This window comes from Devosia sp. YR412 (assembly GCF_900110945.1).
Classification (GTDB): Bacteria; Pseudomonadota; Alphaproteobacteria; order Rhizobiales; family Devosiaceae; genus Devosia.
The window spans coordinates 811,612-831,363 of record NZ_FOFL01000002.1 but is presented as its reverse complement, the minus strand read 5'-3'; the positions used below and the strand labels follow the sequence as shown (position 1 = coordinate 831,363).

The following is a 19,752-nucleotide window of genomic DNA, read 5'->3' as shown; positions in this document are numbered from 1 at the left end:
TTCATGCGGCTCTGCCGCAGTCAAAATGCAGGAGGGCTTTCATGCCCAAGGTTCTCGTTTCCGACAAGCTCAGCCCGACCGCCGTCCAGATCTTCAAGGACAATGGCGTCGAGGTCGACTACCTCCCCGATCTCGGCAAGGACAAGGACAAGTTCCTTGAAGCCATCGGCCAGTATGATGGCCTGGCCATCCGTTCGGCCTCGAAGGTGACCGAAAAGATTATTGCTGCCGCGACCAATCTCAAGGTGATCGGCCGCGCCGGCATCGGCGTCGACAATGTCGACATTCCGGCCGCGACCAAGAAGGGCATCATCGTGATGAACACGCCCTTCGGCAATTCCATCACCACGGCCGAGCATGCCATTGCCATGATGTTCGCCCTGGCCCGCCAGCTGCCCGAGGCCGACGCCTCGACGCGTGCCAGCAAGTGGGAAAAGAACCGCTTCATGGGTGTCGAAGTCACCCACAAGACGCTGGGCCTGATCGGCGCCGGCAATATCGGCTCCATCGTCGCCGACCGCGCCATTGGCCTCAAGATGAAGGTCGTGGCTTTCGACCCGTTCCTGACCCCCGAGCGCGCCCAGACCATGGGCGTCGAAAAGGTCGAGCTGGACGAGCTGCTGGCTCGTGCCGATTTCATCACGCTGCATACGCCGCTGATCGACGCAACCCGCAACATCCTCAATGCCGAGGCCCTGGCCAAGACCAAGAAGGGCGTCCGCATCATCAACTGCGCCCGCGGTGGTCTGATCGATGAAGCCGCGCTCTATGACGCGCTGAAGTCCGGCCAGGTGGCTGGCGCGGCGCTCGACGTGTTCCTGGTGGAGCCCGCCGAACAGAACCCGCTGTTCGAGCTGCCCAATGTCATCTGCACCCCGCACCTTGGCGCCTCGACCACTGAAGCGCAGGAGAACGTGGCGCTGCAGGTTGCCGAGCAGATTTCGGCCTATCTGATGAGCGGCGAAATCACCAATGCGCTCAACTTCCCGTCGATCTCGGCCGAAGAAGCCCCGCTGCTAACCCCCTGGGTCAAGCTGGCGGAAACGCTGGGCTCCTTCGGCGGCCAGCTGACCGAAACGGCCATCACCGGCATCAAGATCGAGTTCGAAGGCAATGTCGCCGAACTCAACACCAAGCCAATGATCGCGGCCGCCATCAATGGCGTGCTGAAGCCCTCGCTGGGCGACATCAACATGGTTTCGGCGCCGCAGATCGCCAAGGATCGTGGCATCGTGGTGGAAACCACCAATCGCGACCGCCAGGGCGCCTATGAAGGCTATATCCGCCTCACCATCACCACCGATGCGCAGGAGCGCAGCGTGGCCGGTACGCTGTTTGCCAATGGCAAGCCGCGCATCATCCAGGTCAAGGATATCAACATGGAAGCCGAGCTGTCGCCGTCCATGCTCTATGTGACCAATGAGGACAAGCCGGGCCATATCGGCCGCCTGGGCACGCTGCTCGGGACACTCGGCATCAACATCGCCAACTTCAACCTCGGCCGTGAAGACGTCGGCGGCGGTGCCATTGCGCTGGTCTCCATCGACGGCACGCTGACCGAAGCCCAGCTCGGCGAAATCGCCAAGCTGGAAGGCGTCAAGCAGGCGAAAGCCCTGCGGTTCTAGTTACTGACTTACCCCTCTCCCCTTGAGGGAGAGGGTAGGATTACTTCCAGTCCACCGGCGCCTCCCGCGGACTTGATCCGCGGGTCACTTTCAATTCGGCACAAGCGGCGAATGACCCTCGGATCAAGTCCAGGGAGGCTATCGTGACTAGGACTTAATTTTCGTCACGATCGATCGTCCCCAACCGCGCCCATGCCTTGGGAGCAATCCCGGCCAGCTCCGTCACTGGCGCCCATTTGGCCGCGTGCACTTCTTCGGCCTGATGCAGCAGCGGCGTCGCGGGATCGGCGACGAAGAGATATTGCAGGTCGTGATGCACATGCGGCACCTCGTTGCGCGATGGCTTGCCGGGCACGTCATGGCTGTCGATGACGAAAGGCCGATCCTTGCCGTCGTGCCAAGCGTGTAGCGTCAGGCCCGTAACCGCCGTCTCCTCCACCGCTTCGCGTTCGGCGGACTGCCAGAAATACTCCGCCAGCTCGTAATGTCCGCCCGGCTGCAGCCAGCGGCCAATGGTGACATGGTCGATCAACAGCACCTGCGCGTGATCGGGCGACAGCACGATGGCGCTGGTGGTCAGGTGGCCAGGCATGGTGGTGCGCAGGTTGAGACTGTGGCCCTCACTGATCTGCCATTGCAGCAGCGACAGCATTTCGCGCGGGCCGGCGGTGTGCTGCAGGTAATCCTGCACCACGGCGGCGAGATCGGCGGGGAAATGCTGCTCTTTCGGCATGGTGGTTCGTCTCGTTAGCGTTGCCGCCGTGCCGACCATTCGGCCAGCACGATGCCACCGATAATGATGGCGGCGGCGAGATAGTGGTAGGGCTCGAGCCGTTCGCCGAGGATCAGCACCGAGCCCAGGGTGCCGAACACCGGGATCAGATTGTGGCTGGGCGCGGCGCGGTTGGGGCCGACGAGGTCGACGCCGCGGGCATAGGCGATCTGGCTGAACATGGATGGAAAGACCATCACATAGGCCAGCACCAGCCAGACGGTCGGCGACATGGCCGGGATTTCGGCATAGCTGCCAATGCCGGGCCCGAACACTTGCAGCATGACCAGCCCGGTGATGGCGGCGCCCGTGAAGGCCACGGCCATGAAGCTCATCATATGAACTGGCGGGCGAAATTTCAGCGCAAGCGTATACGCGGTATAGGTCAGGCAGGCCAGCAGCACGAAGCCGTCGCCGATATTGATATCGAGAGTCAGGATGCGGCTGAGATCGCCATGCGTCGCGGTCAGCATGACGCCGGTGATGGCGATCAGCACGCCGAGGATCTGCAGCGCCCGGGCCCGCACACGAAACACGATGAAATTGGCGGCGAGAATCATCATCGGCAGGGCGCCGGTTTCGATCGAGGAATTGACCGCCGTGGTGGTGGTCAGGCCGACATAGAGCAGCACATTGTATAGCGCATAGCCCAGTGCGCCGAAGCCCATCAGCAGCGGCCAGGTGCGGCGGATCACCGGCCAGTCGGCAGCAAGGAAGCGCCAGGAGAAGGGCAGGATGAACAGCGTCGCCCCGACGCAGCGGGCGGAAAGCAGCAGAAACGGGTCGATTTCGCCCACCACCAGCTTGGCCGCGACGACATTGCCGCCCCAGAACAGCGGCGCAAGGATCAGCAGCAGATAGGGCTGGTCGAGCATTCGGGCCGATATGCCGCGATTTTCGTTCTCTAGCGGCTTTGTCATCGTCGCCCGGGTGATGTATGGACAGTCGGACTTAGCAGTTATTCGGCCGCCTTCAAACTTATACCCAAGGTGGCTGGGGATACAGACGTCCAAAGTGAGAAGGGTGCGGCCATGTCGGCCGGGCCCTTTGTGTTGCGCCTATCCGGAGAAGGTAGTTTCATGGCTAATGTGGTTGTCGTCGGCTCGCAATGGGGTGACGAGGGCAAGGGCAAGATCGTTGACTGGCTCTCGGAGCGCGCCGATGTGGTGGTGCGCTACCATGGCGGCCACAATGCCGGCCACACTCTGGTCATCGATGGCGTCAGCTACAAGCTGGCTTTGCTGCCCTCCGGTCTCGTGCAGGGCAAGCTCTCGGTCATCGGCAATGGCGTGGTCGTTGATCCGCATCACTTTGTGCAGGAAATGGCCAAGCTGCGCGGCCAGGGTGTCGAGATCACGCCGGAAATCCTGCGTATTGCTGACAATGCTCCGCTGATCCTGTCGCTGCATCGCGAGCTTGATGCGATCCGCGAAGATTCCAATTCGGGCCTCAAGATCGGCACCACCAAGCGCGGCATCGGCCCGGCCTATGAAGACAAGGTCGGCCGCCGCGCCATCCGCCTGATCGACCTGGCCGAGCCCGAGACGCTGATGGTCAAGATCGAGCGCCTGCTCGGCCACCACAATGCGCTGCGCCGCGGTATGGGCCTGGTCGAGATCGAAGCGCAGAAGATCTATGACGAGCTGACCTCGGTCGCTGCGGAAATCCTGCCCTTCATGGACCAGGTCTGGCAGGTGCTGGACGACAAGCGCAAGGCTGGCGCCCGCATCCTGTTCGAGGGCGCACAGGGCGCATTGCTCGACAATGACCATGGCACCTATCCCTTCGTCACCTCGTCCAACACGGTGGCCGGCCAGGCTGCCGCCGGTTCGGGCCTTGGCCCGACGGCGATCCACTATGTGCTGGGTATCACCAAGGCCTATACGACCCGCGTCGGCGAAGGCCCGTTCCCCTGCGAGCTGGATGACGAGATCGGCAAGCATCTGGCGACCGTTGGCAAGGAAGTGGGCGTCAACACCGGCCGTCCGCGCCGCTGCGGCTGGTTCGATGCCGTGCTGGTCCGCCAGACCGTCAAGACCTCGGGCATTACCGGCATCGCGCTGACCAAGCTCGACGTGCTCGATGGTCTCAAGGAGATCAAGGTCTGCGTCGGCTATGAGCTGGACGGATCACGCATTGATTACTTGCCTGCCTCAATGGGGGCACAGGCCCGCGTTAAGCCGATCTACGAGACCCTCGAAGGCTGGTCCGAGACCACGGCTGGCGCGCGCAGCTGGGCGGATCTGCCGGCACAGGCGATCAAATATGTCCGCTATATCGAAGAGCAGATCGGCGCTCCGGTGGCGATGCTGTCCACAAGCCCGGAACGGCTCGATACGATCCTTGTCGTAGACCCATTCCAAGACTGATAATTTTTGTTACAACGTGTCGCTGCAATTGTGAGTACCAACTAACCAATGGCGGACTACAAGGAGCTGTTGCGCCGGGCCGTCTCGGCGCTTCCGGAGAATAATGGGTCGGCCCGCCGGGCTGTGTACGAGAAGGCGCGTTCGGCCCTTGTCGGACAGCTGCGCGCGATCACGCCGCCCCTGCCGGCCCGCGAAATCACCCAGCATCGCCTGCAGCTCGAAGATTGCATTCGCCAGGTCGAGCAGGAAGCCAGCGAGGCGGTGATCACGCTGGGGCGCGATAACGTGCTGTCAGCGCGGCCTTCTTCGCCGCCCCCACCCGCCCCGCGTCCCGGACCTGAAGCCGTGCAGCCGGCAGAGCCGCCCCGGCCTGTCGAACCGCCGAAGCCGGTGGACGTGCCGCGCGCGGTGGAAACGCCAAAGCCCGTCGAGGCGCCCAAGCCGGTTGAAACACCGGCGGCAGCCCGCGATGCGATGTCGATCGAGGACATCATCTCCCAGGCCGCCGACACGGTTGGTGCGCCGGTCAAGCTGGTCAAGGACGAATCACCCAAACCCTTGGACGAGCCCGAACAGCGCTCGATCCCATCCATTGTAGCCCGGGCCGAAGCCGCCAAGACCGGTCCGACCTCGCCATTGATCCCGCCGTCCAATGTGCGGGTGATGGAAACGGCGCTGAAGGCGCCGAATTTCGAACCCCGTCGTGATGCTGCCCCCCTGGCCGCCAATACGCTGGTCGAGCCGGTGCGCTCCACTGCCCGTCTCGAGCCCGCTCTGGGCAACCAGGCCGTGGCGCGCCAGCAGGTGATCGCCCCCATCGCCGTGCTCGAACCGCAGCCGGTCGAGAAGGCTCTCTCCACCGTGCGCGAAGTCGAGCTCGAACCCGATCCGAGCGAAGCCGAAGGCGCCATCGAACGCGCCATCGAGACACTGGACCGCGAAGCGCGCGGCGAAAAGACCGAGCCCTTGCCCGAGCGTTCGCTCGACAATTATGCCGCGTTCAACGTTGCCAAGGCGCCAGACGATGCCGGTTTTGCCGACACCGCCCAGCCGCAGCGCGGTGGCGCGGGCCTCACCATTTTCCTCGTGGTTTTTGCCATCCTCCTGGCCGGTGTCGGCGGTGCGGGCTTCTGGGCCTGGCGCGAAGGCTATGTCGATCTCGACCAGATGTTCGGCCAGGCGCAGGCGCCGGTGACCGAGACGGCCGAAACCACGCCCATCACCACGCCGACGCTGGACCCGGTGCAGCCAACGGAAGGTCCGGGCAATACCTCGGGCACCGCGAGCACCGAGACGGTCGATTCCGAACTTAGCGGTCTTGAAGCTGACGAGCGCCTCGAGCCCACGCCGCAGGCCGTGCAGCCGACCGGCAGCGAGACCGTATTGCCCGATATCGGCACGGGCGAAATCAAGAGCGAAGATCGCCTGCCGGGCACGGAAAGCACGACGACAGCGGCCAATGATCCGGCCGCTTCGGTGGATCCCGCGGTTCTGGCCGGCAGCCAGTCGCTGCTGCTCGAAGCCAGCCAGGATGGCACCACCGGCGCCGTTCCCTTCTCGGGAACTGTCGAATGGACCGAGGGTGTCGACGAGCTTGGCCTGCCGACACTCAAGGGCGCGGCCAGCATCCCGGCGCGTAACCTGGGCGTTGACATTACCATTCGCAAAAATTCCGACCCCAGCCTGCCGGCCAGCCATCTGATGGAAGTCGATTTCGACGTCAGCGACACCTTCATCGGCGGCACCATCGCCAACCTGCCCGGCATCCTGCTTAAGGACGAAGAGCTGGTGCCGGGCACTGCCCTGGTCGGCGCTTCGGCTCGCGTCGTCGGGAATTCGTTCCTCTTCGCGCTCAGCGCCACGCCAGCCGATGCGACGGCCAATACAAACCTCTTGGAAAACCGCCGCTGGATGGATCTGGCCGTGGTCTATGGCACCGGTCGCAATGCCATCATCACCCTCGAAAAGGATGATACGGCGCAGGCCCTGTTCGACAAGGTTTTCGCGACCTGGGCGCAGTAGCGCAGGACTGGTTTTCTCTGTTCTCGTGGCAGTAATCTGCCCCCACCCACGATGTCACCCCGGCGAAGGCCGGGGCCCATCTCGAGATTTCACCACAGCCGCAAGGTGGTTCGTTGACCCATCTCAGGATGGATCCCGGCCTTCGCCGGGATGACACCGGGCGCGTGCGTCCTACCCCGCCATCAACACCCCATCCCGCAGCACATATCTCCGGCTCGCCAAGGCCTCGACATCATCGGCATGATGACTGACCAGCACCGTGTGCCAGCGATGGCGGATGGTCAGCGTCCGCACCAGATCGCGGATCACCCCGCGGGTCTCGTCATCCAGCGCCGAGAAGGGCTCATCAAGCAAAAGGATCGGCCGCGCCCGCAGCAGCGTCCGGGCCAGCGCCACTCGCTGTTTTTGCCCGCCGGACAGCGTTGCCGCCTGCTGGCCACTCAGTCCATCCAGCCCTACTTCCGCCAGCGCCGCAGCAATCTGCTCCCGCGCCTGGGCCTTGGACGTCTGACGCGGCAGGCCGAGCGCGATATTGCTGGCCGCGCTCAGGTGGTCGAACAGGCTGTCCGACTGCAGCAGCAGCGACAGCGGACGCTGCTCGGGCGGCAGCGGCACCAGGTTTTCGTGGTCGAGGGTGATTTCGCCCGAGATCGGCAGGAGAAAGCCGCCCAACAGGTCGAGCAATGTCGACTTGCCCGAGCCACTGGCGCCCGACACGGACGTTACCTCGCCGGCATGGGCCAATAGCGAAAACTGGTAGGGCACGGCCTGGCCGGGATGGGCGAAGCGCAGGTCTTCAACGCGCAGCATGGGCAAGTCTTTCAAACAGTTTCGGCAGTGCCAGAAAGGCGACGATCGTCCCGAGCAGCAGGATGGCGGCTATGGCCGCCGCGTCATTGCCGCGATAGGAGCCGAGCGCCCGGAACATCATCAGCGGCAGGGTCTGGAAATCCTGCGTGCCGAACAGCGCAATGACGCCGAGGTCGCCGAGCGAAAAGCAGAAGGCCAGCGCCAGCATGACGCCCACGTCGCGGCCGAGCAGGGGATATTCCACCGAGATAAACTGCCGCCAGCCAGAGAGGCCGAGCGAGCGGATCAGCTTGCCGCGGGTGCGGGCAATCGCCTCAAGCGGGGGACCCAACGTCGCCATGGCGAAGGGCAGGGCGAGGAGGCTATTGGCGATGACGACGACGAAGGGCGCGGCTGCGGATGGTGCCAGCCCCACTTGCCGAACCAGCAGGAAAAATCCGAGAGACAAGACGACCGCTGGCACGGCGAGATAGGCAAAGGCCGGCATGCCGAGCAATGTGCGCAGTGGGCCGCTGCCGGTGGCACCACGACCCAGCGCCAGCGTCAGGGCGAGAGCCAGGGTGAGCAGGGCACTGGCCGATCCGATCAGCAGGCTGCTGGCTGCTGCCCACCAGAATTCGGGTCGCGCAATGATACGGTCCATGCCCGAGCTGAAGCCGTCCAGCAGCACCGATAGTAGCGGCAGCACGAAGCCGATCAGACCCAGGCCCAGCACCACGATCTGCAGCGCTCTGGCGAGACCTGCATCGCGCCAGCGGGGCGCCACAGAGGCGCCGAAGCTGGTGGGAATGGGTGCCAGCGCCGAGGCCGCAAGGATGACCAGCGAGCAGACCGTGATCTGCGTGGCCGCCAGATAGACTGCGCCGACAAGGTCGAAGTCTTGCAGCACGGCGGCATAGATGGCCACTTCCAGTGTCTGGTTGGCCGGGCCGCCGCCGAGCATCAAAACGATCGGGAAGCTGGTGAAGGCGAGGAGAAAGATGATCGCCGCAAGGCCCGGCACCGTGCCGCGCAGGGCCGGCCAGTCAAGCAGGGTAAAGCGCTGCCAGGGCGAGAGGCCGAGCGACTGCCCGGTCTTGAGCCGGGCGCTGGGGATGGCGTCGAGCCGCGCCAGCATGATGCGGGCGGCAAAGGCGCCATCGAGCACGACGTGGGCAAGCAAGATGCCGGAGAGGCCAAAGGCCGGATTGCCCAAGGGAAAGCCGAACAGCGCCTCGCTGGCCCGGTTGATCCAGCCATTGCGGCCCCAGATCGACAGCAGCCCAAAGGCCACCACCATGCCGGGTGTGACGATGGCCGAGGCGAACAGGCCGACGACAAGGTCGCGGCCTGGGAAACGCAGCCGGTTCATCGCCCAAGCCAGGGCCGCACCGACGAGCAGGGAGAGGATTGTGGTCAGGCCCGCCTGGATGGACGTCATGCGCAGCAGATGCGGGATATCCACGCGCGAACCCACGCTGCCCTCCGTGGCGGCGGCGAGGATGGCCCAGAAGACGAGGGCGATGAGGATTGCGATGGCCGCGGCCAAGGTGATGGCCGCGGCGATGCGGATGCGGCGGTTGGGCAGGGTCAACATGGGGCCGATCCCAAGGTTTCTGCGTGTGGCTTACCCCCACCCTTGATCCCTCCCCACAAGGGGGAGGGAGACGCCAGACGAGCCATCGAGGCACGCACTTCGAACGACCACAGGACAAGCTTCCCTCCCCCTTGTGCGGAGGGAGTGGGGGTGGGGGTGTTCACGAACGCTATCTCTCGTTCAGCCTCTACTGAATCGCCGCCAGCATCTCGTCGATCCACTCCCGCCCATGCGCTGCGATCTCGTCATCGCTAAACCCCAACGTCTTCTCCGGCTGCGGCAGCGCGGCAAAGGCTGGGTCCAGCTTGTCGCCGAGATCGGTTACCGGGAACATCCAATTGGTATGCGGGATGATCTGCTGGCCATCGGCCGACACCAGATAGGCCAGAAACTGCTTGGCCAGTTCCTGCTGGTCCGAGGATTTCAGCACGCCGGCGACTTCGATCTGCGGGTAATGGCCTTCGGTGAACAGCGCCGCCTTGATGGTGTCATCGCCGTCTTCGATGATGTGATAGGAGGGCGAGGTGGTGTAGCTCAGCGTCATGTCGGCTTCGCCCGAGAGGAAGAGGTCATAGCTCTCGCTCCAGTCGCGCGTGACGGTGAGGATATGAGGCTTGAGTCCGGCCCAGATGTCCTTGGCGCGGTCGCCATAGGCGGCCTTGATCCACAGCACCAGGCCAAAGCCCGGCGTCGATGAGCGCGGGTCCTGGATGGTGATCTTGATGTCCTCCGGCAGCGCGATCAGCTCTTCGAACGAGGTCGGCGGTGTCGTCATGGTGTCGGTATCGTACATCATGGCGAAATGCGCATAATCGAAGGGCACGAATTGCGTGTCGGTCCATTCGCCGGGTAGTGCCAGATCGGTCAGCGTCAGGCCGTGATCGGCAAATAGGCCAGTGGCGCGGGCTTCGCCGGCAATGGCGGTGTCGAGACCGACGATGATATCGGCTTCGGTGGCATCGCCCTCGAGCTGAACGCGGCGTAATGTGCCGATGGAGCTATCGGCCGCGACCCAGCTGACCTCACAGCCGCAGGTGGCTTCGAAGCCGGCCTTGAGGCCGGGGCCGGGGCCCCATTCGGCGGCAAAGCCGTCATAGGTGTAGATGGTGAGCTTGGGCAGATCCTGCGCGAGGGCAGGTGAGGCGAACAGTCCGGTTAGGACCGCAAGCGCAAGAGCAGATTTGACCATGGGGTCATCCCTTCAGTTGGTTTGCGGCCATGTGTGAAGGGATGGTGTCAATGGCACGGCCGTCGAGAGGCCCTTGCCATCTCGAACTTCCTCCGCCAGCATGACCTGGTTCAGGTTCAATGGGTAACTCTCAGCTCCGGAATTTCTTCCGGAACACCCCAGCGAGACACCCCACACTTAATGAGAGCTTTGTGACAGTGCAAGACACTTCCGTACCCGCGGCGGATGCGCCAATAGTCGTATCCCAAGGCCCGCTGGCCATTGTCGGCGGCGGCGCCGTCGATGCGGCGCTCCTCGTCGAACTGGCCGAGCGTGGCGTCACCTTGGTTGGCGCCGATGGCGGTGGCGATGCGATCGGGGATGCCGGCCTCACGCCTGCCGCGATCATCGGCGACCTCGATTCGCTGCAGGATCGGGCTGGCTGGGCGCAGCGCACGCGGGTGATCCATATCCCCGAGCAGGTCACCACCGATTTCCAGAAGGCGCTCTATTCCACGCAGGCACCGGTGACGCTGGCGCTGGGCATGACCGGCAAGCGGCTGGACCACACGCTGGCCGCCCTCAGCGCCGTGCTACAATTTGCACCGTCGCGAAAGCTGCTGCTGGTCGACGAGGTCGATGTGGCGCTGGCCGTGGTCGGGCCGATCCGCTTTACCGCCGGCCCGCGCGAGCGCGTCTCGATCCACCCGCTGCTGCCGATCCGTTTCGAACAATCGACCGGCCTGTTCTATCCGATGGACGGGCTGACGCTGGAGCCGGGCGGGCTGATCGGGACGAGCAATGAAGGCACCGGTGGCGTGGTCGAGATCATCCCGGCAGATGACACGCCATGGCTGCTGATCCTGGGCAAGGAGCGGCTGTGGGATTTGATGGCGCTTTAGTACCAAACAAAAAAGGCGGGCCCAAGCCCGCCTTCCGCATTCCATTCAAACCAACCTAGTGCGCCGCAGCCGCAACCTTGACCGCGTCCTGCACCTTTTCAAACGCCCGCACTTCGATCTGGCGGATACGCTCGCGGCTGACGTCATACTGCTGGGCCAGCTCTTCGAGCGTCGACGGGTTTTCCTGCAGGCGGCGGGCGTGGAAAATGGCCTTTTCGCGCTCGTTGAGCACGCTCATCGCATTGTTGAGCAGGCCCATGCGCTCGGAATATTCCTCGCTCTCGCCCAGGGTGGTTTCGGCACTCGGGGTGTCGTCGACCAGCCAGTCCTGCCATTCCGACGTGCCTTCGTCAGCCCGCATCGGCGAGTTGAGCGAGGCGTCGCCGGAGAGGCGCGCGTTCATCGACACGACGTCCGCCTCGGTGACCTTGAGCGTGGTGGCGATCTGGGCGATCTGGTCGGGATGCAGCGAACCATCGTCCAAAGCTGCGATCTGTCCCTTCACCTTTCGCAGGTTGAAGAACAGACGCTTCTGCGCGGCGGTGGTGCCGATCTTGACCAGGCTCCAGCTGCGCAGGACATATTCCTGGATGGCGGCACGGATCCACCACATGGCGTAAGTCGCCAGGCGGAAGCCCTTTTCAGGCTCGAAGCGCTTGACCGCATGCATCAGGCCGACATTGCCTTCCGAAATCACTTCGGAAATCGGCAGACCGTAGCCGCGATAGCCCATGGCGATCTTGGCGACCAGACGCAGATGGCTGGTGATCAGCTTCTGGGCGGCGCCGGGATCGGCGTGTTCCTTGTAACGCTTGGCCAGCATGTATTCTTCATCCGGTTCCAGCATAGGGAACTTGCGGATTTCCTGAAGATAACGGCTCAAGCCACCTTCGGCTGAAAGCACCGGCAAATTAGTCTGGGCCATGAACGCACCCCTTTCTGGTTCCCCCTCAGTAGCAGCGCCAGATTGCGGCAAGATTGCCCGATCCGGCGCGCCCTTTAAGGGCGGAAAATGGTTTGGCGCGATGTCCGTGAACGGCCCATCGCCAAACTACGATGGATATATAAGCGGCATTCTGGCGAATGTAAGGGCGAGAACGCGCGAAAACGTTACAAATGCGAAAGGGTTCCATCCCTTGCATCGGCAGGCACAGCTATTACGCGCGAGCCATGCCGAAGGTTCATTCACCTCGGCGTGACTCTTTTGCGGATGCGGCAGGGATTTAGCGCGCGAACGCCTTGTCATAGTCCTGCAGCGCGTCATCCAGCGCCTGCAGATCGGGCGGCAGGTCGGCTTCGAAAAATAGTTCCTCGCCGGTCGTCGGGTGCTCGAAGCCGAGTTCGGCGGCATGCAGCGCCTGCCGGCCGAGGGCCTGGATCGGGCCGGCAACGTCGGGCGGCAGCTTGTTGATCTTGGTGATATAGCCCGAGGCATAGACCAGGTCGGACACCAGCGGATGGCCGATATGGGCCATGTGGACGCGGATCTGGTGGGTGCGGCCGGTCTCGAGATGGCATTGCACGCGGGTAATGTCCCAGCCCTCGTCGCCGAAACGCGCTTCAACGAAATAATGGGTGATCGCCTCGCGGCCATCCTTGCGCACGGTTTGCTTCAGGCGATTGTTCTGGTCGCGGCCGAGCGGGGCTTCCACCGTACCCTTGCCGGTCTCGGTCACGCCCCAGACATAGGCGATATAGGCGCGGTGCAGCGGGCCGGTGCGGCCGTGGTCGGCAAACTGGGCCGACAGATGCTTGTGCGCCGTCTCGGTCTTGGCCGCGACCATGACGCCGGACGTATCGCGATCGAGCCGATGCACAATGCCCGGGCGCTTGACGCCGCCAATGCCCTGCAGGCTGTCGCCGCAATGGAACAGCAGCGCATTGACCAGCGTGCCATCGGGCGAGCCCGGGGCAGGGTGAACTACCATGCCGACCGGCTTGTTGATGACGATGAGCTGGTCGTCCTCGAACAGGATGTCGAGCGGGATATCCTGCGGCTGCGGATCGGCATCTTCGGGGGGCGGGGCGAGAAGGACGATTGTCTCGCCCGACGTTAGCCGGTATTTGGGCTCGCTGACGGGTTTGCCATTGATGGTCACGGCGCCTTCGAGGATGAGGTCCTTGATGCGGTTGCGGCTCAATACGGTATGGACCTTGGCAAGGGTGGCGTCGAGCCGCCCGCCAGCCATCTCGGCTTCGACCACGACCTCGACTTCGTCGCCCTCGAAATCTCCAACGGTATTTTCGGCCATGATTGATCCTAATGAGACTGAGCAAAAGCCCGATGCGCCTCTATCGGCGGAGGCTCTTGCCGCATTGGCAAAGGCGCGCCGGTCGTTCGCTTTCTCGATCGGCATCCTGTTGCTGGGCTTTATGGCGATTGCCTTCGCCCTTGTCTATCGCGTGTTGCGCGACCGCCCGGCGCCCACCATTGCCGCCGAGGTCAGCCTGCCGGCCGGCGCCGAGGTGATTTCGGCGCTGCTGAGCGATGGGCAGATCAATGTGACCTATGTGGTGGATGGCGTGACCAGGCTGGCGCTGTTCGATCAAGGCAGTGGAGAGAAGACGCGGGAATTGGTGCTGGGGGAGTAGGCAAGCCTACCGTCCCTGAATCTCCCGCAGCGCCGCCATGCGGTCGCTGACCGAGCCACCCTTGCGCTCGCCCTTGGCTGGTTTCACCGGCAGCACATCACTGCTCACCCCGTCATCGGCAAAGCGCTGCACGCGGTCGAACAGGCTTTCCTCTTCCGGGCGGGCTGGCGGGTTCTCGGTATCCACGGCATAGACCAGCCGGCTGACGCTGGCGGCGATATCGTTGAGCCGCTCGCGCAGATGGGCTTCTTCCAGCCGTTCGGTGTCCCAATCCTCCAGGATCGAGGATTCCACGCCCGCCACCTTCTTGCGCAGTTGTTCGACCTCGGCTTCGAGGCCCAGCTTGTCGGCCAGCAATTGTTCGTTACGGCTGCTGGCCTTTTCCACCGTCTCGGTGGTTTCGGCCAGCAGGGCATTGAGCCGGCTTTCGGCGCTGGCGATGCGGGCTTCGGCGGCGGTCAGATCGTCAGCCGTGGCGGCCCGGTCGTCGCTCTGATTGGCCAGCGCGTTGCGCAATTGGCCGATGATGGCGGTGGCTTCGGCGCTGCGGCGATCCGAGCTTTCCAACCGGGCGATCAGGCTGCGGGCCTGATCTTCGAGGAAGGTGGCGCGCTTCTGCTCGACGGCCAGCGCTGCGGTCAGCCGGCTGGCGTCCTCGTCATTGCGGCTGTCGAGTTCGCGGTCGCGCATGCGCAGCCGCTGGGCCAGGTCGGTGCTTTCGCGCTCGAGCTCGGTGGTGCGGGCGCGCAGCTCGGCCTCGCGCTCTTCCAGCTCCTTGACGATCGACAGATGCTGATCGCGCTCGGCCTTGAGCGCCCCGAGATCACTGCGCTTCTGGTTGACGTCGCCCAGCTGTTCGGCGAGCCGCTTGCGCAGTGTCTCGACATTCATTTCCAGCCGGCGGGTCGACAGCGCGAATTCGGCGCGCAGCTGGTCCTTGTCGGCGCGGAATTCGGCCATGGTGATCGGCGTGGCGGCTTCGATGCGGCGCTTGGTCAGCCGTACGGCGCGTTTCCACACCGCCGGCAGGATGATCAGCGACACCAGCCCCGCGACCAAAAGGCCGAGCGCAAAATACATGATGTTTTCGATGACCATCGGTCCAACTCCGGCGCCCGCATCAATACGCAATGCGGGTGAATTCTCTTCTGACAGCCGGACGATAGCCTCGCCAGATTTGCCAGTGGTTAACCCTAACGCTTTGTCCGGGCGCCGTCACGATGCCGCGGGAATCTGTGATCGGTGAGACAGTTGCGAACAAAACAGGAAACGTGTTCCGCTGCGCGGGCCTCCGACCGGATCGATTCGTGCAGACTGCCAGCGACTATCTCGACATCCTCAATCCCGAGCAGCGCCGTGCCGTCGAGCATGGCGCCGGCTCTGCAACGCCCGGACCTTTGCTGGTCATTGCAGGGGCCGGCTCGGGCAAGACCAATACGCTGGCGCATCGCGTCGCCCATCTCATCGTCAAGGGGGCCGATCCCCGCCGCATCCTGCTGATGACCTTTTCGCGCCGCGCCGCCAGCGAGATGAGCCGCCGCGTCGAGCGTATCGCGGCCCGGGTGATGGGCACCTCGTCGGGCGCTGTCACCGATGCCCTGAGCTGGGCCGGCACTTTCCACGGTATCGGAGCCCGGCTGCTGCGCGAGCATGCCACCCAGATCGGGCTCGATCCGGCCTTCACCATCCACGACCGCGAGGATTCCGCCGACCTGATGAATCTCGTGCGGCACGAGCTGGGCTTGTCGGATGCCAAGAGCCGCTTTCCGACCAAGGGGACCTGCCTCGCCATCTATTCGCGTGTGGTCAATGCGCAGGGCGATCTCGAAGCGGTGCTGAAGGATCACTTCCCCTGGTGCGCCATGTGGCCCGAGCAATTGCGCACCCTGTTCGGCGCCTATGTGGCGGCCAAGCAGAACCAGAATGTGCTCGATTACGACGACCTGCTGCTCTACTGGGCCGGCATGATGGCTGAGCCGGCGATTGCCGCCGAAGTCTCGGCGCGCTTCGATCATGTGCTGGTCGATGAATATCAGGATACCAACAAGCTCCAATCGTCCGTGTTGCTGGCGCTGCGTCCGGGCGGGCAGGGGCTGACCGTGGTGGGCGACGATGCCCAGTCGATCTATTCCTTCCGCGCCGCCACGGTGCGCAACATCCTCGACTTCCCGCAGAGCTTTTCGCCACCGGCCGATATCGTGACGCTGGATCGCAACTATCGCTCGACCCAGCCGATCCTCGCTGCCGCCAATGCGGTGATCGATCTGGCCAGCGAGCGCTTCACCAAGAACCTATGGACCGAGCGGCTGTCCGACGCCAAGCCCTATCTCGTCACCGTGCGCGATGAGGCCGACCAGGCTCGTTACGTCGTGCATAAGGTGCTGGAAGCCCGCGAGGGCGGCATGAGGCTCAAGAACCAGGCCGTGCTGTTCCGCACCTCTTCGCATTCCGGGCCGCTGGAAATCGAGCTGACGCGGCGCAATATTCCCTTCGTTAAATTTGGCGGACTGAAATTCCTCGACGCCGCCCATATCAAGGACCTCTTGGCAATCCTGCGCTGGGTCGAAAATCCGCGTGACCGGGTGGCCGGCTTCCGCGTGCTGCAATTGCTGCCCGGCGTCGGCCCCGCCTCGGCCGGCAAGGTGCTCGACGCCATGGCAACCGGTCCTGATCCAGTCTGGGCGCTGGGCGAAATCCCCGCGCCGTCCCGTGCGGCCGAAGGCTGGGCCGGGCTGGTGGAAATGTTCACCCGGCTGTCGCGCAGGGAAGCCGGCTGGCCGCTGGAGCTGGGCTATGCGCGGCTCTGGTATGAGCCGCTGATGGAAGCAGTCTATGAGGATGCGCTGATCCGCCAGGCGGATATCCTGCAACTGGAGCGGATCGCCGCTGGCTATCCCTCCCGCGAAAAATTCCTGACTGAGCTGACGCTCGATCCGCCCGATGCCACCTCCGACCAGTCCGGCGTGCCGCTGCTCGACGAGGATTATCTGATCCTCTCCACCATCCATTCGGCCAAAGGGCAGGAGTGGAAGGCGGTGCATGTGCTGAACGTCGTGGATGGCTGCATTCCGTCTGACCTCGGCACCGGTTCGACGCATGAGTTGGAGGAGGAGCGGCGGCTGCTCTATGTGGCGATGACGCGGGCCAGGGATGAGCTCAATGTCATCACGCCGCAGCGCTTTTTCGTTACCCAGCAGCACAAGCATGGCGACCGGCACCTCTATGCCCAGCGCAGTAGGTTCATTCCGCGCGCCATGGTGCCGCTGTTCGAAGACATTCTCTGGCCGCCGGTGACCCCGGCCTATATCGAGGGCCTGTCGCCGGCCCCTGTGCGCATGGATATCACCGCCCAGATGCGCGGCATGTGGAGCAAATAGCTCAGCTGGCTTCCGGCTGCGGCCAGACGGTTTCGGGCTTGAGGTCGGTGTTCAGCACGACCACTTCCACACCCGGCTCGGCCTCTTCGCCAGCCTGTTCGATGGCGGCCTGGACGGCCTCCTGGCGCGAGGCAAAGGGGCCGGTCATGGCGCCCTTGAAACTATAGTGCCAAGCAGTGTCCTTGGCCGCGACAACAAAATGATGGCTCGACATGGCGCACCTCCGCAGCGGGTAACGCGGGAGGAGGTGGCGAGATGCGTGGGTTGGGTAAAATTGTAGGGGTTGTCAACGTGACCACGCAACTCCCCCCACCCACGGTGTCACCCCGGCCTTGAGCCGGGGTCCATCCTGAGATGGTTGGGCGTATGCGATAGTCGAACGAACGACCTTGCGGCTGTGGCGCGATCTCGAGATGGATCCCGGCTCAAGGCCGGGATGACATCGTATCTGTGGGGCGTCTGGAGATCAGAAAGTATCGATCAGAACGGGTTCCAAGTCGGCGCATTGGTGAAGTTCAGATACCCGATATTGATCCCCAGCCGGGCGCCAACGCCCGAGCGGATCGGCACCATCACCACGTCGCCACGCTTGATCGCCGTCATGCCGAAGCCGCCCAGCACATAGGCCGAGCCGTCGACGCCGGCAAAGCGACCGAGCACGTCCTGGATCTGGGTGAGGTTATAGACGAGCATCATCACCTTGGAGCCGTCGCCGCCGATGTCGAAGCCAATGGACGGGCCCTGCCAATAGACGTTGAACTCACCGGCATTGCGGGTGTGCAGGATCCCTTCGCCATAGCGGGCGCCGGCAAACAGCGCGCCACCGGCGTCTTCGCCGAGGATATAGCCATTGGGCAGGCCGAACTGGCTGACGGCGCGTTCGACCAGCGAGGCGAGGCCCTGCGATGTCGAGCCGAAGAAGGCGCGGCCATTGTCGAGCAGGTCTTCGCCCGAATAGGTGTCGCTGAGCGAGCCCTGCGCAAAGGCGGCCGGCATGGGGGCGGCGAAAGCCGCCAAAAGGGCGAAGAGAAGGGCGAGGCGCTTGAACATCTAGATCTCCCAGAGATTGGCGGGCCGGCGGTTACGACGTCGTTAAGGCTTGAACCGTACCTTCGTGGCGAACATTGGTCGCTGGCGTGCCGATCGTTAGGTCGATGATGAAGCAAACCTCTAAACAAATCTTAACCATGCTTGCCTTTGTTTTGCCGCTATTGGGCATGGTTTTTGCCTGCGCCATGCCGGCGCGCGCGCAGTCCATGGTGACCTATTACGTCACCGATCCGCTGACCGGCGTCGGCATCTATGGCTGGGATGCGGTGAGCTATTTCACCGAGCCGAAACCGCTGCAGGGCCGGGGTGATTACGAATATGTCTGGCAGAATGTGCCCTGGCATTTCGCCACCGCCGCCAATCGCGACATCTTCAAATCGGCGCCGGAAATCTATGCCCCGCAATTTGGCGGTCATAGCGCGACGGGCATTGCCCGCGGTTATGTCTCGGACAGCGATCCGGCCATGTATGCCGTGTTCAAGCAGCGGCTTTATCTGTTCTATTCCGCCGCCAGCCGCGAGGCGTTTCTTTTGGCACCCGACGAGATGGCGATCGAGGCGGAAAAGCGCTGGGTCGATCTCTCGAAAGCCCTCTCGATCAAGTAGATTTCCCGCCGGTTTCAGCGAGAAATCCGCCCACCTTCATGTCCAATTTACCATGCAGCCTCTAAAGTCAGCCCAACTGATTCTTACGGAGCGTGCAGGCATGGACATCATCGAGCTCAAGGCAACCGACCTCGCGGCCATGCTGTGCTCCCGGGTTTGCCATGACCTGATCAACCCGATCGGTGCGATCGGCAATGGGCTCGAAGTGCTGGCCGATCCGAACCAGGGCGAAATGGCGGAAGGCGCGCGCGACCTGATCGCCAGCGCTGCCAAGCAGAGCCGCGCCAAGCTCGAGTTCGCCCGGCTCGCCTATGGCGCCTCCTCGACCTCGGGCACCGATATCGACACCCGCGAATGCGAACGCGTCGCCCGTATCCAGTTCGAGATCGAAAAAGCCGACCTCGAATGGAATGTGCCGCTGATCCTTCTGCCCAAGCACAAGGCCAAGCTGTTTATGAACCTGCTGCTGATCGCCGCCATGTCGGTGCCGCGCGGTGGCCAAGTCACCGCCGCCATTCTCGGCGATGCTGGCAATGAGCGCTTCGAGTTTACCTCGAAGAGCGATCCGGAAAAGCGCCAGAAGACCCTGGTGCCGTCCGGCGCCGCTGGCCTCTTGGCCGGTACGCCCGATGAAGGCTTTGTCGATGCGCGGGGCATCCAGCCGTTCTATACGGGCCTGCTCGCCCGGATGACCGACATGGAGGTCAATATCGGCATCGAAAACGACATGTTCTTCCTGACCGCTATCCCCAAGGCCAAGGTCGAGGGCGCGCTGGAACAGCCGACCGCTTAACCAGTTCAGTCGATCAATGATAGCAGTGTGCTAACCAATTCCTAGGATGTGCTGCCCATAATAGCGGCACGCGTCAGCCTCTGCGGAGCCT

General features: G+C 63.5%; 18 protein-coding genes and 1 riboswitch. Of the genes, 8 read left to right on the top strand and 10 right to left on the bottom strand.

Going from position 1 to position 19,752, the window contains the following annotated elements; translation table 11 throughout:
• Positions 1-41: 41 nt before the first annotated feature.
• Positions 42-1,625 carry a phosphoglycerate dehydrogenase gene (gene serA, locus BM045_RS10315; RefSeq protein WP_092182820.1) on the top strand — a complete coding sequence of 528 codons (1,584 nt, stop codon included), beginning with the start codon at positions 42-44 and terminating at the stop codon, positions 1,623-1,625.
• Between the two features lie 154 nt (positions 1,626-1,779).
• Here serA and BM045_RS10310 read toward each other — a convergent pair whose 3' ends face one another.
• On the bottom strand, positions 1,780-2,358 hold the full coding sequence (locus tag BM045_RS10310) for an NUDIX hydrolase (protein ID WP_170848461.1): 579 nt from the start codon (positions 2,356-2,358) through the stop codon (positions 1,780-1,782).
• Between the two features lie 14 nt (positions 2,359-2,372).
• Positions 2,373-3,317 carry a DMT family transporter gene (locus tag BM045_RS10305; RefSeq protein WP_092182816.1) on the bottom strand — a complete coding sequence of 315 codons (945 nt, stop codon included), beginning with the start codon at positions 3,315-3,317 and terminating at the stop codon, positions 2,373-2,375.
• Between the two features lie 159 nt (positions 3,318-3,476).
• Here BM045_RS10305 and BM045_RS10300 point away from each other — a divergent pair, with 159 nt between their 5' ends.
• Positions 3,477-4,766: an adenylosuccinate synthase gene (locus BM045_RS10300; protein WP_092182814.1), complete on the top strand. Its 1,290-nt coding sequence runs from the start codon at positions 3,477-3,479 to the stop codon at positions 4,764-4,766.
• A gap of 48 nt (positions 4,767-4,814) precedes the next feature.
• Entirely contained in the window at positions 4,815-6,788 is a 1,974-nt protein-coding gene (locus BM045_RS10295; RefSeq protein ID WP_092182812.1) for a hypothetical protein, read from the top strand.
• A 171-nt stretch (positions 6,789-6,959) separates the two neighbouring features.
• On the opposite strand, the gene BM045_RS10290 is transcribed toward BM045_RS10295, so the two are convergent.
• From BM045_RS10290 to thiB, 3 genes are all read right to left on the bottom strand, one after another.
• Positions 6,960-7,598 carry an ATP-binding cassette domain-containing protein gene (locus BM045_RS10290; RefSeq protein ID WP_092182810.1) on the bottom strand — a complete coding sequence of 213 codons (639 nt, stop codon included), beginning with the start codon at positions 7,596-7,598 and terminating at the stop codon, positions 6,960-6,962.
• The gene (locus BM045_RS10285; RefSeq protein ID WP_092182808.1) at positions 7,585-9,174 is read right to left on the bottom strand and encodes an ABC transporter permease family protein; all 1,590 of its coding nucleotides are present in this window, start codon (positions 9,172-9,174) and stop codon (positions 7,585-7,587) included. The genes BM045_RS10290 and BM045_RS10285 overlap by 14 nt, the downstream gene beginning before the upstream one ends.
• 187 nt (positions 9,175-9,361) lie before the next feature.
• A complete protein-coding gene (thiB, locus tag BM045_RS10280) occupies positions 9,362-10,363 on the bottom strand; it encodes a thiamine ABC transporter substrate binding subunit (protein WP_092182806.1) in 1,002 nt (333 codons plus the stop codon).
• Between the two features lie 70 nt (positions 10,364-10,433).
• Positions 10,434-10,534, bottom strand: a riboswitch (TPP riboswitch).
• Between the two features lie 20 nt (positions 10,535-10,554).
• Here thiB and BM045_RS10275 point away from each other — a divergent pair.
• Complete coding sequence (locus tag BM045_RS10275) at positions 10,555-11,244, top strand: thiamine diphosphokinase (RefSeq protein ID WP_092182804.1); 690 nt, start codon at positions 10,555-10,557, stop codon at positions 11,242-11,244.
• A gap of 55 nt (positions 11,245-11,299) precedes the next feature.
• On the opposite strand, the gene rpoH is transcribed toward BM045_RS10275, so the two are convergent.
• The gene (gene rpoH, locus BM045_RS10270; RefSeq protein WP_092182802.1) at positions 11,300-12,169 is read right to left on the bottom strand and encodes an RNA polymerase sigma factor RpoH; all 870 of its coding nucleotides are present in this window, start codon (positions 12,167-12,169) and stop codon (positions 11,300-11,302) included.
• Positions 12,170-12,467: 298 nt separating this feature from the next.
• Positions 12,468-13,496 (bottom strand): RluA family pseudouridine synthase, encoded by a 1,029-nt coding sequence (locus tag BM045_RS10265; protein WP_092182800.1) that lies wholly within the window; start codon positions 13,494-13,496, stop codon positions 12,468-12,470.
• On the opposite strand from BM045_RS10265, the gene BM045_RS10260 reads away from it, so the two are divergent.
• Positions 13,495-13,836, top strand: coding sequence for a hypothetical protein (locus BM045_RS10260; RefSeq protein ID WP_092182798.1), 342 nt, complete (start codon positions 13,495-13,497; stop codon positions 13,834-13,836). The genes BM045_RS10265 and BM045_RS10260 overlap by 2 nt on opposite strands.
• Positions 13,837-13,842: 6 nt before the next feature.
• On the opposite strand, the gene BM045_RS10255 is transcribed toward BM045_RS10260, so the two are convergent.
• Positions 13,843-14,934: a coiled-coil domain-containing protein gene (locus tag BM045_RS10255; protein WP_092182796.1), complete on the bottom strand. Its 1,092-nt coding sequence runs from the start codon at positions 14,932-14,934 to the stop codon at positions 13,843-13,845.
• Positions 14,935-15,143: 209 nt separating this feature from the next.
• Here BM045_RS10255 and BM045_RS10250 point away from each other — a divergent pair, with 209 nt between their 5' ends.
• Positions 15,144-17,213 (top strand): ATP-dependent helicase, encoded by a 2,070-nt coding sequence (locus tag BM045_RS10250; protein ID WP_244522946.1) that lies wholly within the window; start codon positions 15,144-15,146, stop codon positions 17,211-17,213.
• Position 17,214: 1 nt separating this feature from the next.
• Here BM045_RS10250 and BM045_RS10245 read toward each other — a convergent pair whose 3' ends face one another.
• Both BM045_RS10245 and BM045_RS10240 read right to left on the bottom strand, forming a co-directional pair.
• Positions 17,215-17,427 (bottom strand): DUF2188 domain-containing protein, encoded by a 213-nt coding sequence (locus BM045_RS10245; RefSeq protein WP_092182792.1) that lies wholly within the window; start codon positions 17,425-17,427, stop codon positions 17,215-17,217.
• Positions 17,428-17,693: 266 nt separating this feature from the next.
• Positions 17,694-18,263, bottom strand: a complete 570-nt coding sequence (locus BM045_RS10240) for a DUF1134 domain-containing protein (protein WP_092182790.1) — start codon at positions 18,261-18,263, stop codon at positions 17,694-17,696.
• 137 nt (positions 18,264-18,400) lie between these two features.
• On the opposite strand from BM045_RS10240, the gene BM045_RS10235 reads away from it, so the two are divergent.
• Positions 18,401-18,868: a YHS domain-containing (seleno)protein gene (locus tag BM045_RS10235; protein ID WP_139198768.1), complete on the top strand. Its 468-nt coding sequence runs from the start codon at positions 18,401-18,403 to the stop codon at positions 18,866-18,868.
• Between the two features lie 100 nt (positions 18,869-18,968).
• On the top strand, positions 18,969-19,661 hold the full coding sequence (locus BM045_RS10230; protein WP_092182786.1) for a histidine phosphotransferase ChpT: 693 nt from the start codon (positions 18,969-18,971) through the stop codon (positions 19,659-19,661).
• The last annotated feature ends 91 nt before the right edge of the window (positions 19,662-19,752 follow it).

Bases quoted from the DNA above. Each gene is read 5' to 3' on its own strand.
- BM045_RS10305 (WP_092182816.1), bottom strand. From the start codon at position 3,317: ATGACAAAGCCGCTAGAGAACGAAAATCGCGGCATATCGGCCCGAATG.
- BM045_RS10240 (WP_092182790.1), bottom strand. From the start codon at position 18,263: ATGTTCAAGCGCCTCGCCCTTCTCTTCGCCCTTTTGGCGGCTTTCGCC.
- rpoH (WP_092182802.1), bottom strand. From the start codon at position 12,169: ATGGCCCAGACTAATTTGCCGGTGCTTTCAGCCGAAGGTGGCTTGAGC.
- BM045_RS10285 (WP_092182808.1), bottom strand. From the start codon at position 9,174: ATGTTGACCCTGCCCAACCGCCGCATCCGCATCGCCGCGGCCATCACC.
- BM045_RS10300 (WP_092182814.1), top strand. From the start codon at position 3,477: ATGGCTAATGTGGTTGTCGTCGGCTCGCAATGGGGTGACGAGGGCAAG.
- BM045_RS10255 (WP_092182796.1), bottom strand. From the start codon at position 14,934: ATGGTCATCGAAAACATCATGTATTTTGCGCTCGGCCTTTTGGTCGCG.
- BM045_RS10260 (WP_092182798.1), top strand. From the start codon at position 13,495: ATGATTGATCCTAATGAGACTGAGCAAAAGCCCGATGCGCCTCTATCG.
- BM045_RS10265 (WP_092182800.1), bottom strand. From the start codon at position 13,496: ATGGCCGAAAATACCGTTGGAGATTTCGAGGGCGACGAAGTCGAGGTC.
- BM045_RS10310 (WP_170848461.1), bottom strand. From the start codon at position 2,358: ATGCCGAAAGAGCAGCATTTCCCCGCCGATCTCGCCGCCGTGGTGCAG.
- BM045_RS10230 (WP_092182786.1), top strand. From the start codon at position 18,969: ATGGACATCATCGAGCTCAAGGCAACCGACCTCGCGGCCATGCTGTGC.
- BM045_RS10290 (WP_092182810.1), bottom strand. From the start codon at position 7,598: ATGCTGCGCGTTGAAGACCTGCGCTTCGCCCATCCCGGCCAGGCCGTG.
- serA (WP_092182820.1), top strand. From the start codon at position 42: ATGCCCAAGGTTCTCGTTTCCGACAAGCTCAGCCCGACCGCCGTCCAG.
- thiB (WP_092182806.1), bottom strand. From the start codon at position 10,363: ATGGTCAAATCTGCTCTTGCGCTTGCGGTCCTAACCGGACTGTTCGCC.
- BM045_RS10295 (WP_092182812.1), top strand. From the start codon at position 4,815: ATGGCGGACTACAAGGAGCTGTTGCGCCGGGCCGTCTCGGCGCTTCCG.
- BM045_RS10235 (WP_139198768.1), top strand. From the start codon at position 18,401: ATGCTTGCCTTTGTTTTGCCGCTATTGGGCATGGTTTTTGCCTGCGCC.
- BM045_RS10245 (WP_092182792.1), bottom strand. From the start codon at position 17,427: ATGTCGAGCCATCATTTTGTTGTCGCGGCCAAGGACACTGCTTGGCAC.